Here is a 13,875-nt window from a genome sequence, read left to right as displayed (position 1 = left end):
CGTTGTAACGCCGTTATCTGGTCGCGTTTTGCATGCAGAGCAAACATCAGAAATGGCAGGCAAGGTGTTACGGGGACGGTCACATGAACAGCGACACGTTTTATCACCACATGCGCGCCCGGCTGCTGGCGGGCGAATGGGCGGCCGGGCAGCGGCTGCCCTCCATTCGCCATCAGTGCGCGGACAGCGGTGCCAGTCATCACGCCATCGTCAGCGCCTATGATCGCCTGGCCGCCGAAGGGTTAATCGAGGCGCAGCAGGGGCGCGGCTACTTCGTGACGGCGTCACCGGGTATCGCGCGCAGCGCCGGGCGCCGGGCCGATACGCTGGCCGATCTGGCGGCCCGGGAGACCCATGATCCGGTCATGCCGATGCACCCGTCGGACCCGCTGTTTGCGCTGCTGCAAAGCGGGCCCGAGTCGATCAAGCTCAGCGGCGGCTGGCTGCCGACCGAGTGGCGCAATACCGAGATGCTGGCCCGCGCCATTCGTCGCACCGCCCGCCTTGAGCAGCGTGCGCTGGTGGAGTATGGCGATATTCAGGGCTATCGTCCGCTGCGTCAGCAACTGGCCCGCCATCTGCAAAGCAAGACCCGTGCCAGTGTCTCCCCGACCCAGTTGATCACCACGCTTGGCGCCACCCAGGCGCTGGATCTGGTCATTCGTCTGTTGATTCGACCGGGCGATGTGGTGCTGGTCGATGAGCCCGGCAACGGCAACCTCAACAAGCTGATTGCGCTGGGCGGCGGAGAAGTCATCGGCGTGCCGCGTACGCCGACCGGGCCGGATACGGCCTTTATCACCGAGCTGTTGAGCCGGCGCCGGGTGCGCGCGTTTTTCTGTAACAGCACCTTTCATAACCCGACCGGCGGCAGTCTGTCGGCACGCAATGCCTTTGATATCCTGCGCCTGGCGATCGCCCATGATTTTTTGATCATCGAGGATGATGTCTACGGCGATTTCTCCAGCGGCAATCACCAGAGCTTTGCCGATCTTGATGATCTCGATCACGTCATCTACATCGGCAGCTTTTCGAAATCGCTCTCCTCATCGCTGCGCATCGGCTATATCGCCTGCTGCGCCGAGATGATCGAGCCGCTGCTGCAGTTGAAGCTTCTGACCTCGGTGTCGGTGCCGGGTTTTTGCGAGCGCTTTGTCAACACGATCCTCTCTGATGGCTCGTATCTGCGTCACATGCGCAAGGTGCAGCGCGATCTGATGGCGCAGCAGGCGCTGACTCAGCAGCTGCTGCGCGCTCGTGGCTGGACGTTTGACATCCTCCCCGAGGGCGGCATGTTCCTCTGGGCCCGCCATTCTGGCATCCGCGACATGGACGCCTTTATCCACCGGCTGGCGGCCCACAATGTGCTGCTGCTGCCGGGTTCGGTCTTCACCGTGGGCAACCGCCGCGAGGATGCCCTTCGCATCAACGTGGCGCACTTCACGTCTGAGCTGGCCGAGCTCTTTGACCCCGGCATCGAGCTTTAAGCGTCACCGATCTCCTCCAGCAGCGCCTCCCGAAAGGCCACCAACCGCGCGTGGCGCTGGTGTGCCAGCTGTTGACCAGTGGCGGTCTGGAACCCCTCCCTGAGTGTCAAAAGCTTGGTCTCGAAGTGATCGAGGGCGAAGCGCTGACCATTCAGCGCTCGCCCATGGGCCTGCGGGTCAAACGGATCATAAAGCGCGCTGCCCATCTGCCCGGCCGTGTAGAAACAGCGTGCCACGCCCAGGGCGCCCAGTGCATCGAGCCGATCGGCGTCCTGCAGGATTCTGGCCTCCAGCGTTTGCGGCGTAATGCCCGCCGAGAAGCTGTGCGCCTCGATGACATGTCTGACCGCATCGATGCGCGCGGTTTGCCAGCCAAGCGCTGCGAGGATACGGCCGCCCTGCTCGGCGGCCAGCCGGGAAGCCTGTACCCGGCGCGAATCGTGTTTGGGCACATGGACGCCATCATGCAAGAGGGTAGCGGCCAGCAGCAGCTCGCGGTCGCCGCCTTCCACGGTGGCGATGGTCTGCACGTTGCGCCACACCCGTACCAGATGCGCCAGATCATGGGCGCCATCAGTGTCATCAGGCAGATGGGCCAGCAGAGACTCGGCCAGCGCCTGATGCGGAGCGAAAAGAGAAGAAGACATGGGCGTCGTGCCTACATCAGCCGAGTGCCCAGCGGCACGTCCTGGTCCGGGACGCACAGCGCCACGGCGCCATCCTCGTCGTGAAAACCGGTGACCAGACACTCCGACATGATCGGACCGATCTGCTTGGGCGGGAAGTTGGTCACCGCCACCACCAGCCGGCCCACCAGCGTTGCCGGGTCATACAGTTCGGTGATCTGCGCGCTGGACTTGCGCACGCCGATCTCGGGGCCGAAATCGACCTGCAGGACATAGGCCGGCCGGCGTGCCTTTTCGAACACTTCAGCCTGTGTGATGCGCCCCACGCGCAGTTCCACCTTTGAAAACTCTTCCCAGCTCAGTGTCGACACTGATGGCTCCTTTCGTGTTTTGCACAATCTGATCTGCGCCATTGGTCGTAATAAACGTTTAAGTCCTACAACTTTGGCAGTTCCATTGGCGTCTGTATTGACGACATTGGTCGTCTTTTCAATGACCTGGCAAAGGGCATAACCAGTTGGATATAGCTTGTTGGTTAGGCCGCTATTAGTGAAACACTTGCAGTTCTTCTTATGCTCGAGTGATCGAACCAATCAGTCCGCTGCCCGGGAATTTGTCCGCTGTGGCGGTCAAGGTGCGCCGCGCTCACGCAGGAGAACAACATGAAAAAGGGCAGCATCAGCATTGTCGAAAAGATCGGCTTTGGCATGGGGGACGCTGGCAACAACATGACCTTTGCTGCCGTGGTCATGTATCTCTCCTATTTCTACACCGACGTCTACGGCATTTCCCCGGCGGTGGTCGGCACCATCTTTTTGTCGATGCGCTTTGTCGATGCCATTACCGACCCGATCATGGGGGCGATTGCTGACCGCACCCGCAGCCGCTGGGGCCGCTTCCGCCCGTGGATATTGTTCATTCCGGTACCGCTGGCCGTGGCCTGTGTGCTGATGTTCACCACCCCGGACTGGTCGGATCAGGGCAAGATCATCTATGCCTTTGTCACCTATGCGGTGATGTCGCTTCTCTACACGGCGGTCAATATTCCCTACTGCGCGCTGGGTGGTGTGGTGACCAGTGACCACCGCGAGCGGGTGTCGTGCCAGTCGTGGCGTTTTGTACTGGTCGGCGTGGCCTATCTGATTCTCAACTCGACGTTGATGCCGCTGGTGGAATGGTTCGGCGAGGGCGATCAGGCCCGTGGTTTTCAGATCACCATGGGCCTGATGTGTGTGATTGCACTGTTCATGTTCGGCTTCTGCTTTGCCACCGTGCGTGAACGCGTCCAGCCGGTTGAAAACACCTCTCATGGACTGATCACGGATCTGAAAACGCTGGCGGCCAACCCCAAGTGGCGGCAGGTGCTGGCGATTACCTTCCTGCAGGCCTTTCAGTTCTTTCTGCGTCAGGGCGCGGCAATTTACTACGCCACCTGGGTGCTGGGACTGGGCGCGGCCGGTATCTCGATTTTTGTTACCTCCGGGGTGTTCGGCGGCATGGCGGGTACGGCCATCTCGCCGCTGCTGACGCGGCACTCGACCAAGCTGCGGGTGTTCATTCTCAGCTCGATTGCGCTGGTGGCGGCCTGTGTGGCGCTCTATTTCGTGCCGGGCGATCAGGTATTTCTGGCCGCGTTCGTGGTCCTGCTGATCAATATCTTCCATGGCATCGGCACTCCCATTGCCTGGGCCTTCATGGCCGATGCCGAAGACTACGGCGAATGGCAGAGCGGCTATCGCAATACCGGGGTCTCCTTTGCCGGCAACCTCTTTTTCCTCAAGCTTGGGCTGGCGGCCGCCGGTGGCCTGGTCGGCTTCATGCTGTCGATGGGCGGCTATGTGGGCGGTGCCGAGGGTCAGAGCGAGTCGGCGCTGACCATGATCGTGCTGCTCTTCACCCTGATTCCAGCAGTGGTGAGCGTGCTGATGACGCTGGCCGGCTGGCGCTTTGGGCTGGATGATGCCGAGATGGACCGCATTCGCGTTGATCTTGAGGCGCGTGCCGGAGACCGCTCGGGTCACGCTTCTGAAAAGACCGCTGCAAGAGATACCCATGGCGGCGCCCATCCGGCGACCACCTGACCCTGAACCCTGACCTTTCATTGCTAACCGGGAGAACCTCATGCAGACCCGCGTGACCCTGCACCGCGACTTTGTCACCAGCACCATTGACGGTCGCCTTTATAGTGCCTTTCTGGAACACATGGGCCGCGCCATCTACGGCGGCATCTATGAGCCCGGCCACCCGCAGGCTGATGCCAATGGCTTTCGTCAGGACGTCCTGAAGATGGTGCGTGAGCTGGCGCCGCCGCTGGTGCGCTATCCGGGCGGCAACTTTGTGTCGGCCTACAACTGGGAAGACGGCATTGGGCCGCGTGAAGAACGCCCGGTGCGCCTGGATCTGGCCTGGCACAGCCGCGAGTCCAACCAGATTGGCATTCATGAATTTGCCGACTGGTGTGCGCAGGCCGGCATCGAGATGATGCTGGCGGTCAATCTGGGCTCGCGCGGCATCGATGAGGCGCGCAATTTCCTGGAATACGTCAACCATCCCGGCGGCAGTGCCTGGAGCGATGAGCGCATCAAGAACGGCCGCAAGGACCCGTGGAACGTGCGGCTCTGGTGTCTGGGCAACGAAATGGATGGCCCCTGGCAGATCGGTCACAAGACGGCCGCCGAATATGGCCATCTGGCCAACGAAACCGGCAAGGCGCTCAAGGCCTACGATCGAACACTTGAGCTGGTGGCCTGTGGCTCGTCCAATCCGGGCATGGCCAGCTATCCGGAGTGGGAAGCCACGGTGCTGGATCACTGCTACGAGACGGTGGACTACATCTCGCTGCACATGTATTTCACCAATCACGAGGATCAGCTTGGCGACTATCTGGCGATCGCCGAGCAGCTCGACCGCTATATCGTCTCGATTGCCGGAGTCATTGACTACATCAAGGCCAAAAAGCGCACCCGTCATCAGGTGCACATCTGCTTTGATGAATGGAACGTCTGGTATCACAGCGTGGCGCAGGACCGCCGCGTGCTGGAAGGCACCGAGTGGAACTTTGCGCCGCCGATTCTGGAGGATGTCTATAACGTCGAGGATGCGCTGCTGATCGGCTGTGTGCTCAACACTTTCATTCGCCGCTCGGATCGGGTCCGCATCGCCTGTATGGCCCAGCTGGTCAACGTGATCGCGCCGATCATGACCGACACCGGCGGCGATGCCTGGCGCCAGACCATCTTCTATCCGCTGATGTTTGCGTCACGCTACGGCCGTGGCAAGGCGCTGCAGCTGGCCGTCGATGGCCCCACCTACCAGACCCGCGAGCTTGATGACGTGCCGTGCCTGGATATTTCGGCCGTCCACGATGAAGAGGGCGGGTTCGTGACGCTCTTTGCCGTCAATCGCCATCAGAAGCAAGCGCTGGAGCTGAATGTGGCCCTGCACGGCTTTGAAAATGCCCGCCTGGTTGAGCATCAGTGCCTCAATCATCCGCAGATGAAGGCCATCAACACCGCCAGCCAGCCGGATCAGGTGCGCCCGGTGGCGGGTAACGGTGTAGGCGTTGAGGAGGGCGCGCTCAAGGGCAGCCTGGCGCCGCTGAGCTATCACATGATTCGCCTGTCGGTGGGGGTATAACGCTACTGGCGCGATCTGTGTTTGTGTCGCGTTCCGAGCCGGCATCGCCATTGCGATGCCGGCTTTTTTGATTCAGCCGGCCGCCGCCGGGGCGGTGGCTTCCGTGGCGCCCAGCGCCCGGATGGCTTCCTTGCCACGCACGGTCAGGTCACTGATGAAATGTCCCTGATCGCGCATCTCGAACGGATAGCAGCGCAGTTCAATGTGCGTGCCGATCTCGGCCTGCTCGACAAAGACAATAATGGGTTTGTCATAGCACAGCCACGCGCTGGTCAGGGCCACATCGCGCAGCGCCGCGCGCATGCGCTGGGCGTCAAAGTGGGGGGCGAGGTAGAAATCGACCACGCACATCAGCGTGCGCTCGCCATCGTTGGAATTGGCAATGTTGCTGTCCCACAGCTTCAGGTTGGGCACCGTGATGATGTCATCGTGCAGGGTGCGAAGCGTGATGGCGCGCATGCCGACCGAGCGGACTTCACCGTAGTCGCTGCCGACCTTCACCCAGTCGCCGGCCCGCCAGGGCGTTTCAAACTGGGCCACCAGCCCGGCGATCAGGCTGCTGATGTAGTCCTTGAAGGCAAAGCCCACGGCCACACCGATTGCACCGGCAATCACCAGGAAGTTCTCCACGGTGACCTTGAACACCAGCGGGATGATCCAGGCCACCGCAAACGCCGTGGCCACCAGCCGAAAGATCGGCACCGCACCCAAAAGCCAGAGCCGCATCCGGTTGGGACCGCGCTCTGCGACCCAGGGCAGGGTGCGCTTGACCAGGGAGATGGCCATCCAGGTGGCCAGGATGATCAGCGCGATATTGATAAAGTGAATGTCGCTGATATCGCGAATCATCTGGGCCGCGTCGGGGGATTGCGAGACCTGCTGTGACATGAAACGTCCTCCTTGTGGAATGTCCCGCCTTCGAGCCGATGGGGCTCAGCCACGGCGCCCCGGGTCTGACTCAATAGCCGTCGAGCGGAAATCCGGCCGTGGCCAGACCGTCGCGAATGGCCGGGTAGGCGGCCGGGCGGCAGTAGTAGCGACCGCTTTTCTCCCCGATAAAGCCGGCGCGGTGCAGCGCATGGCGCATGCCACTGGAGCCGGGGTCGGGCAGCACGCACTCAAGTTCCCGGGCGCTCAGGCTTTCGTGAATCAACAGCGCCTGCAGGATCAGCAGCGCCTGGGTGCCATCGCTGCCGGGCAGCGAGAACTCTTCCAGCGCGACCACCCAGAGGGTCTGCTGGTCGTCGTCGCTGTAGTCGTTGTCCTCGGTCTCGCGGGCCTTTTTGAGACTGCGCTGCCAGAGGTGCCAGGCCACCCAGGCTATCCCGCGACTGCGAGCGGCCAGCGTCTCGAAGTATTCCTCGCGTGGCCTGTCTTTCCTGTCGAGGGCAAAGATGTTGTTGCCATTGCTGTTCAGGCGAAAGCGGGTGCCTTCAACGGCCTGCTGTCGGGCAATGTCGGCGATCCAGCGGCGCAGGCGCGGCTCGTCAAAGGGCTTGAAGGTCAGCGGTTCAGGCAGGATCAGATGGGCATCGACCGCCTTGCATAAAAACGCCCAGGCCCAGCTGTTGCAGCCGATCACACAGTGGCGCTCAAGGTCTGCCAGCGATTCCAGCAGCGACCGAATCAGGCCCAGGCCGCTGCGATGGCGCAAAAACCATGCTTCCAGCCGCGGGATGACCAGCACGCCGTCGCCGGAAAGATCCAGCGGCTGCTCCGGAGTATCGATCAGCAGGGCATCCCGTGTCGGCGGTTCCAGCACGTCATGGTGACGTCGCCGTGCCCACTGTGACAGCAGATCCTGCTCATCACACGGCGGCAGCACGATCGGGGTGATCCAGCGTCCGGGCATGGGGTCGGTAGCCCAGTCGGCCAGCGTCTCGTCCAGCTCTGTCATCAAGGGCGTGTAAACCGGCGGTGCGGCCATGTCGCTGAACACCTCGGCGCTGTCGTCCAGGCGGTCTTCGGCGATGAAGGGGCGGTCGCCGCGGCGCGTCAGCAGCGTGCGCAGCCGCATCATGGCCATTTTGACCGCGGCACGCTCGGGCCAGGAGGGGCGTTCGACGTCCTTTAGCGGCACCAGCGGATGGGGCTTGGGGGGAGGCGTGGTACGAATCATGAAAGAAAAAGCGCTCCTGCAGCCGGGGTCGGTAACGGGACAGAACGTAACGTCTCGTTACCTTATAGCGCAGGATGGGATATCAGGCGATGCTACAAAAGCGCCTGGAGGGGCATCGGCGCATAAAGATGCTCATACAAAATGGCGCCCCCGAGCGCCATGAGCAGTACACCGCCGACGATTTCGGCGCGTTGACCGATCACGCTGCCCAGCACGCGACCCAGCATCATGCCCGTGGTCACCATGATCATGGTGGTCATGCCGATTGCCAGCGCCGCCAGGGCAATATTGACGTCGACAAAGGCCAGACTGATCCCGATCACCAGTGCGTCAATGCTGGTGGCCAGCGCCGTCAGCATCAGCATGCCAATCGGCTGACGCGGTGATGGCGATGGGTCGTCATTCTGGGTCATGCCGGCATAAATCATGCGCACCCCCAGTCCCACCAGAAGCACGAAAGCGATCCAGTGGTCCCACTGGGAGATCATCCGGGCGGCGGCCAGGCCAAGTCCCCAGCCGATGATCGGGGTAATGCCCTCAATGGTGCCAAACAGCAGCCCGGTACGAAGGGCATCCGAAAACTTCGGGCGGGCACCGCCGGCACCCTTGCCAAGGGCGGCGGCAAAGGCATCGGTGGACATGGCAAGGGCAAGAAAGGCAAGGGCAGCAGGACGCATGAAAAACCAGGGCGGCGAGGACCGCTTGTCATGAGGCAATGACCCGACCGGACAGGCCGGTCGAAAATGAGCCGCGATAGTGCCGGAGCCTTGGAAAATATTCAATAAAAACAATTATCTATAAACCGTGGGTGCACTTGTTTCCAAAAGGGGAATTGATTTACCTCGTTTGTTGTTGCCCTGTGATGGTCAATAACTTCCCCCTCATGAAGGCCTGAAAACGGGTAACATGGCGCCCTCGCGGCCCGACTGACCGGGCCACACTCTTCTTGTAAGGACAGGATAACGCACATGTCTGCAATGCCCGGCTGCCCCGCCTGCGAGGCCGATTACACCTACGAAGACGGTGCCATGTTCGTTTGCCCGATGTGCGGCCATGAGTGGCCTCAGGGCGGCGAGGAAGCGCCGGTAGATGCGGAAAAAAGCATTCGTGATGCCAACGGCAACGTACTGGTTGATGGCGACACGATCACGGTGATTAAGGACCTGAAGGTCAAGGGCTCGTCGCTGGTGGTGAAGGTCGGTACGCGGGTGAAAAACATACGCCTGGTCGACGGCGATCATGACATCGACTGCAAGATCGACGGCATCGGACCAATGAAGCTCAAGTCCGAGTTTGTCAAAAAGGCCTGATGCCTGAACATTGGCTCGTGCAGGACACATGAAAGGATCGCCCCGAGAGGCGGCCCTTTTGCATTAAGAGACGCCCTTTTACATTGAGTAGTGGGCGTCAAAGTGCGATGGAAGGGCCGGGGTTATCGGCATGGGGAACCAGTAAAAGGCCTCCATCTGTATGTTTCACGTGAAACATTCAAGGCGGAAAGGTCCAACACAACGGATGACGCCGCGCCCATGGCCCGTATAATGCGCGCTCTTATGCCTTTTGTTTATTGAAAGGCGTTTTTTTATGGCAACCGGTAGCAGAGCGTCATGAGCAAAACGTCATCCGATGGCCCGGAGATTCCGGAGCCCCGCGGCACGTCCCGCGATTTCAAGCGCAGCATGCAGTCACGCCATCTGGTGATGCTGTCACTGGGCGGTGTGATCGGCACCGGGCTTTTTCTGAGCTCGGGCTATACCGTCAATCAGGCCGGCCCCATGGGGGCAATTCTGGCCTACCTGATCGGCGGCGTGGTCGTCTATCTGGTGATGATGTGTCTGGGCGAGCTGTCCGTGCACATGCCCGAGACCGGCGCCTTCAGCGCCCACGCCACTCGCTATATCGGCCCCGGCACCGGCTATACGGTGGCCTGGCTTTACTGGCTGACCTGGACGGTGGCGCTGGGCTCGGAGTTCACCGCCTCGGGCCTTTTGATGGCGAAATGGTTTCCGGACGTGCCGATCTGGATCTGGAGTGCGCTCTTTGCGCTGATTGTCTTTCTGACCAATGCCTTCACGCCGAAGATCTTTGCCGAGACCGAGTTCTGGCTCTCGCTGATCAAGGTCGCCACCGTGGTGATTTTCATCATTGTCGGCGCCGCGGCGATTTTCGGTCTCGCCGGACCGGAAGGGCAGCCGGCGCCGATGTTTCACAACCTCACCCGGGAAGGGTTCTTTCCTACCGGCGTGATGCCGATTCTGGTCACCATGCTGGCGGTCAGTTTTGCCTTCTCCGGCACCGAGCTGATCGGCATTGCGGCCGGGGAGACCGAGAATCCCGAAAAGAACGTGCCTCTGGCGATTCGCGCCACGCTCTGGCGGCTGGTGGTCTTTTTTGTCGGTACCATCGTGGTCATCGCGGCCATGCTGCCTCGTGAACAGGCCGGCCTGGTCGAAAGCCCGTTCGTGACGGTCTTTGCCATGACCGGCATTCCTCATGCCGGTGACATCATGAATTTCGTCATCATCACGGCGCTGCTGTCGGCCGCCAACTCGGGGCTGTATGCCGCCTCGCGCATGCTGTGGTCGCTGGGCGAGCAGCGTACCCTGCCGTCGGTGTTTGCCCGCGTGACCCGCGGCGGCATTCCACTCAACGCGCTGCTGTTCAGCATGCTGGGCGGGCTTCTGGCACTGCTTTCCAGTGCCTTTGCGCCGGACACGCTTTATCTGGTGCTGGTCTCGATCTCGGGCTTTGCCGTAGTGGCGGTCTGGATGAGCATTGCTGTCAGCCAGATGTGCTTTCGCCGTCAGTTTGTGCGCGGCGGCGGTGACCCGGCAACGCTGGGCTACCGGGCGCCTTTTTACCCCTGGGTGCCGCTGGGGGCCTTTATTGCCTGCCTGCTCTGCTTTGTCGGCATCGCTTTTGACCCGACCCAGCGTATCGCCCTCTACTGCGGCATTCCCTTTATCGCCGTGTGCTATCTGGCCTTTTATCTGACCGACCCGCGCCGCAAGGGCGGGACCGATTCCTCTGCCGTGAAGGAGACCTCATGACCACGACCGTCGATCCCATTGCCCGGGCTTTGCTGGATCACCCGCTGTTGATCGTGGATGGCGCGCTGGCCACTGAACTGGAAGCACGAGGTTGTGATCTCAACGACAGCCTCTGGTCGGCACGTGTGCTGGCGGAAAATCCCGAGCTGATCCGTCAGGTGCATCTGGACTATTTCAGAGCCGGCGCCGATATCGCCATCACGTCGAGCTATCAGGCCACCCTCGAAGGCTACATGGCGCGCGGCATGAGCGAAGCCGAGGCGCTCGAGCTGATCACGCGTTCGGTGACTCTGGCCGTTGAGGCGCGCGACGACTTCTGGCGCGAGGCGGGCCACGAGGGCCGGCCGAAACCGCTGGTCGCCGCCTCGGTCGGGCCCTACGGGGCATATCTGGCCGACGGCTCGGAGTATCGCGGCCACTACGATATCGACGAGGCCGGTCTGGTGGACTTTCACCGCGCCCGCATGGCCGCATTGGCGGCCGCCGGTGCCGATGTGCTGGCCTGTGAAACCCTGCCATCACTGATCGAGGCGAAAGCGCTGGTCACGGTGCTGCGTGAATTCCCCGACATGAGCGCCTGGATCACCTTCACGGCCCATGATGGCGAGCACATCAGCGAGGGCACACCGATTGCCGAGTGCGCCCGCTGGCTCAATGATCAGCCGCAGGTGGCGGCCCTTGGCGTGAACTGCACCGCGCTTGAGCATATCCCGTCGCTGCTTGAACAGATGTCCGGGGCCACCGACAAGCCGCTGATCGTCTACCCCAATTCGGGCGAGACCTATGACGCCAACAGCAAGACCTGGCAGGGCGGCTGCGACGCCGCTCATGGCGCTGGGTTCGGCGAGCAGGCCGCGCAGTGGTATGCGCGTGGCGCGCGCTTGATCGGCGGGTGCTGTCGCACCACACCCGAGGATGTTCGCGCCATCTCGGCCTTTCGCGCCGGGCTTTGATTTGTCGAGCACCTGAGTGATGATAATGCCCGCCCATCGGCGGGCATTTTTTGACATGTCATCGACTGTCTGGACCGCAGGGCTGCAATAAAGGGGCTACGCTTTCGGGCAGGCATACCGAATTCAAGTTAGATCAGGAGTCATTGTCATGAAGTCATATCGCGTGCTGGCCCTTTTACCGCTGGCAGCCCTGCTGAGCGCCTGCGGCGATGCCAAAGAGGCCACTGAGGGCAACTTCCGCTCCGCGCTGCAGGACGATGTCGGCAACATGGGACCGGCTGTCTGTCTGGAAGCGCCGGCACCGCGCATGCCGTTCGTGATGGATCAGCGTGTCGTCAGTCAGCACCCCGGGCTGGCCGACCGTGCCAGGCGTGCCGATGCGCTGGCAAAGGCCGGCCTGCTTGAGCGTGAAGACCTGAGCGATGGCCGCCAGCGTTACACGCTGACCAAAGAGGGCCGCGACCTGTATGCCCGTGAGGACGGGCTCGAGCAGGGTGGTTTCTGCTTTGGCAAGGTGCGCATTGAAGGCGTGGATAACTTCACACCGGCTCAGGCCATCGACGGCGGCTATACCGTGTCGCACGTGCGCTACAGCTACAAGATTAATGACCTGCCGGACTGGGCCGAGGAAGAAAGCCTGCAAAAGGCCTACAAGGGCGGGCTTGAAGGTCTTGATGCGCTCCAGCACAAGCGCGCGATGATGATTCTGACCAACAAGGGATGGCAGACCGAGCGTCGCTTTGCCGAGTAGTTCTGAATCACCACGTTAAAAAGGCGACCCCACGGGGTCGCCTTTTTCGTGGCAGGTGAGGCACGTTCGTCTCAAATACGAGGCGCTAATCGATGACCGAGCCGGACTGCGGCACCAGCACATCGCTTTTGATGTCACTGATGGTGCTGGCGCCGGTCAGCGTCATGGCCACGCGCATTTCCTTTTCGATCAGATTGAGCAGATTCACAACGCCGCTTCTGCCGTGGGTTGCCAGGGCATAAATGAAGGCGCGACCCAGCAGCACGGTATCCGCGCCGAGTGCGATCATGCGGACCACATCCAGACCATTGCGAATCCCTGAGTCGGCAAGGATCTTGAGCTCTCCCTTGACCGCATCAGCGATCTCCGGCATCGCACGGGCACTGGAGAGCACCCCATCGAGCTGGCGCCCGCCGTGATTGGACACCACGATGCCATCGGCGCCAAAGCGCACCGCATCCCGCGCATCTTCGGCATCCAGAATGCCCTTGATGATCATCGGGCCCTTCCAGAAGTCGCGAATCCACTCCAGATCCTGCCAGGAAATTGAAGGGTCAAAGTTTTTGGACAGCCAGCCCATGTAGTCTTCAAGGCCGGTGGGGTGGCCGCGGTATTTCGAGATGTTGCCCAGATCATGCGGCCGTCCGTGCAGGCCGACATCCCAGGCCCAGAGAGGATGCGTGGCCGCCTGCCACATCCGGCGCAGTGCGGCGCGCTCACCGCTCATGCCGGAGTGCGCATCGCGGTAGCGAGCCCCGGGCGTGGGCATGTCGACGGTAAAGATCAGCGTGCGAACGCCTGCCGCCCAGGCGCGCTCAAGGGCATTTTTCATGAATCCGCGGTCCTTGAGCACATACAGCTGAAACCACATGGGGCGCTCAAGGGCGGCGGTGACCTCCTCGATCGGGCACACCGACACAGTCGACAGGGTAAAGGGGATGCCCTTTTCGGCCGCGGCCGTTGCCGCCTGTACCTCACCCCGGCGTGCATACATGCCACACAGGCCAATGGGGGCCAGCGCCACCGGCATCGCCAGATGTTCCCCGAACAGCTCGGTTTCAAGGCTCAGCTCGGACATGTTTCTCAATACGCGCTGGCGCAGGGCCACACTGGCGAGATCATCGACATTGCGCCGCAGGGTGTATTCGGCGTAGGCACCGCCGTCGAGATAGTGAAAGAGGAAGGGGGGCAGCTTGCGCTGCGCCGCTGCGCGATAATCCGTTGACGCTGAAATGATCATGTTGAGCCCTGAA

The 13,875-nt window shown here is 61.6% G+C and carries 13 protein-coding genes; 7 read left to right on the top strand and 6 right to left on the bottom strand.

Annotated elements, in window-relative coordinates; all coding sequences use genetic code 11:
* Positions 1-83: 83 nt before the first annotated feature.
* Positions 84-1,487 (top strand): aminotransferase-like domain-containing protein, encoded by a 1,404-nt coding sequence (locus tag ACUN8C_RS16075; protein ID WP_445620165.1) that lies wholly within the window; start codon positions 84-86, stop codon positions 1,485-1,487.
* Here the strand turns inward: ACUN8C_RS16075 and ACUN8C_RS16070 are convergent.
* Both ACUN8C_RS16070 and ACUN8C_RS16065 read right to left on the bottom strand, forming a co-directional pair.
* Positions 1,484-2,134, bottom strand: a complete 651-nt coding sequence (locus ACUN8C_RS16070; RefSeq protein WP_445620164.1) for an HD domain-containing protein — start codon at positions 2,132-2,134, stop codon at positions 1,484-1,486. The genes ACUN8C_RS16075 and ACUN8C_RS16070 overlap by 4 nt on opposite strands.
* A gap of 11 nt (positions 2,135-2,145) precedes the next feature.
* A complete protein-coding gene (locus tag ACUN8C_RS16065; protein WP_445620163.1) occupies positions 2,146-2,484 on the bottom strand; it encodes a tRNA-binding protein in 339 nt (112 codons plus the stop codon).
* Positions 2,485-2,775: 291 nt separating this feature from the next.
* Between ACUN8C_RS16065 and ACUN8C_RS16060 the strand changes: the two genes are divergently transcribed.
* Complete coding sequence (locus ACUN8C_RS16060; protein ID WP_445620162.1) at positions 2,776-4,194, top strand: glycoside-pentoside-hexuronide (GPH):cation symporter; 1,419 nt, start codon at positions 2,776-2,778, stop codon at positions 4,192-4,194.
* Positions 4,195-4,234: 40 nt separating this feature from the next.
* Positions 4,235-5,749: an arabinosylfuranosidase ArfA gene (gene arfA, locus ACUN8C_RS16055; protein WP_445620161.1), complete on the top strand. Its 1,515-nt coding sequence runs from the start codon at positions 4,235-4,237 to the stop codon at positions 5,747-5,749.
* A 72-nt stretch (positions 5,750-5,821) separates the two neighbouring features.
* Here the strand turns inward: arfA and ACUN8C_RS16050 are convergent, their stop codons facing one another.
* The 3 genes from ACUN8C_RS16050 to ACUN8C_RS16040 form a co-directional block, all read right to left on the bottom strand.
* Complete coding sequence (locus ACUN8C_RS16050) at positions 5,822-6,637, bottom strand: mechanosensitive ion channel family protein (protein ID WP_445620160.1); 816 nt, start codon at positions 6,635-6,637, stop codon at positions 5,822-5,824.
* A gap of 70 nt (positions 6,638-6,707) precedes the next feature.
* Positions 6,708-7,868 carry a hypothetical protein gene (locus ACUN8C_RS16045; protein ID WP_445620159.1) on the bottom strand — a complete coding sequence of 387 codons (1,161 nt, stop codon included), beginning with the start codon at positions 7,866-7,868 and terminating at the stop codon, positions 6,708-6,710.
* Between the two features lie 92 nt (positions 7,869-7,960).
* Entirely contained in the window at positions 7,961-8,545 is a 585-nt protein-coding gene (locus ACUN8C_RS16040) for a manganese efflux pump MntP (RefSeq protein ID WP_445620158.1), read from the bottom strand.
* A 291-nt stretch (positions 8,546-8,836) separates the two neighbouring features.
* Between ACUN8C_RS16040 and ACUN8C_RS16035 the strand changes: the two genes are divergently transcribed.
* The 4 genes from ACUN8C_RS16035 to ACUN8C_RS16020 all read left to right on the top strand — a co-directional run bounded on the left by ACUN8C_RS16035 (position 8,837) and on the right by ACUN8C_RS16020 (position 12,622).
* Entirely contained in the window at positions 8,837-9,178 is a 342-nt protein-coding gene (locus tag ACUN8C_RS16035; protein ID WP_445620157.1) for a zinc ribbon domain-containing protein YjdM, read from the top strand.
* A 297-nt stretch (positions 9,179-9,475) separates the two neighbouring features.
* Positions 9,476-10,918, top strand: coding sequence for an amino acid permease (locus ACUN8C_RS16030; protein WP_445620156.1), 1,443 nt, complete (start codon positions 9,476-9,478; stop codon positions 10,916-10,918).
* On the top strand, positions 10,915-11,871 hold the full coding sequence (gene mmuM, locus ACUN8C_RS16025; protein WP_445620155.1) for a homocysteine S-methyltransferase: 957 nt from the start codon (positions 10,915-10,917) through the stop codon (positions 11,869-11,871). The genes ACUN8C_RS16030 and mmuM overlap by 4 nt, the downstream gene beginning before the upstream one ends.
* Positions 11,872-12,019: 148 nt before the next feature.
* Positions 12,020-12,622, top strand: a complete 603-nt coding sequence (locus ACUN8C_RS16020; RefSeq protein ID WP_445620154.1) for a hypothetical protein — start codon at positions 12,020-12,022, stop codon at positions 12,620-12,622.
* Positions 12,623-12,707: 85 nt separating this feature from the next.
* Here the strand turns inward: ACUN8C_RS16020 and lldD are convergent, their stop codons facing one another.
* Positions 12,708-13,862, bottom strand: coding sequence for an FMN-dependent L-lactate dehydrogenase LldD (gene lldD / locus ACUN8C_RS16015; RefSeq protein WP_445620153.1), 1,155 nt, complete (start codon positions 13,860-13,862; stop codon positions 12,708-12,710).
* Positions 13,863-13,875 lie beyond the last annotated feature (13 nt).

It is taken from the genome of Kushneria sp. Sum13, from assembly GCF_052692355.1.
Note: the sequence above shows the minus strand (reverse complement) of the source record. Positions and strands in the feature narration are given on the sequence as shown.

What these genes read in the sequence shown, in the direction of transcription:
- ACUN8C_RS16075 (WP_445620165.1), top strand. Translation starts at nt 84, where the DNA reads ATGAACAGCGACACGTTTTATCACCACATGCGCGCCCGGCTGCTGGCG.
- ACUN8C_RS16070 (WP_445620164.1), bottom strand. Translation starts at nt 2,134, where the DNA reads ATGTCTTCTTCTCTTTTCGCTCCGCATCAGGCGCTGGCCGAGTCTCTG.
- ACUN8C_RS16060 (WP_445620162.1), top strand. Translation starts at nt 2,776, where the DNA reads ATGAAAAAGGGCAGCATCAGCATTGTCGAAAAGATCGGCTTTGGCATG.
- arfA (WP_445620161.1), top strand. Translation starts at nt 4,235, where the DNA reads ATGCAGACCCGCGTGACCCTGCACCGCGACTTTGTCACCAGCACCATT.
- ACUN8C_RS16050 (WP_445620160.1), bottom strand. Translation starts at nt 6,637, where the DNA reads ATGTCACAGCAGGTCTCGCAATCCCCCGACGCGGCCCAGATGATTCGC.
- ACUN8C_RS16045 (WP_445620159.1), bottom strand. Translation starts at nt 7,868, where the DNA reads ATGATTCGTACCACGCCTCCCCCCAAGCCCCATCCGCTGGTGCCGCTA.
- ACUN8C_RS16040 (WP_445620158.1), bottom strand. Translation starts at nt 8,545, where the DNA reads ATGCGTCCTGCTGCCCTTGCCTTTCTTGCCCTTGCCATGTCCACCGAT.
- ACUN8C_RS16035 (WP_445620157.1), top strand. Translation starts at nt 8,837, where the DNA reads ATGTCTGCAATGCCCGGCTGCCCCGCCTGCGAGGCCGATTACACCTAC.
- ACUN8C_RS16030 (WP_445620156.1), top strand. Translation starts at nt 9,476, where the DNA reads ATGAGCAAAACGTCATCCGATGGCCCGGAGATTCCGGAGCCCCGCGGC.
- mmuM (WP_445620155.1), top strand. Translation starts at nt 10,915, where the DNA reads ATGACCACGACCGTCGATCCCATTGCCCGGGCTTTGCTGGATCACCCG.
- ACUN8C_RS16020 (WP_445620154.1), top strand. Translation starts at nt 12,020, where the DNA reads ATGAAGTCATATCGCGTGCTGGCCCTTTTACCGCTGGCAGCCCTGCTG.
- lldD (WP_445620153.1), bottom strand. Translation starts at nt 13,862, where the DNA reads ATGATCATTTCAGCGTCAACGGATTATCGCGCAGCGGCGCAGCGCAAG.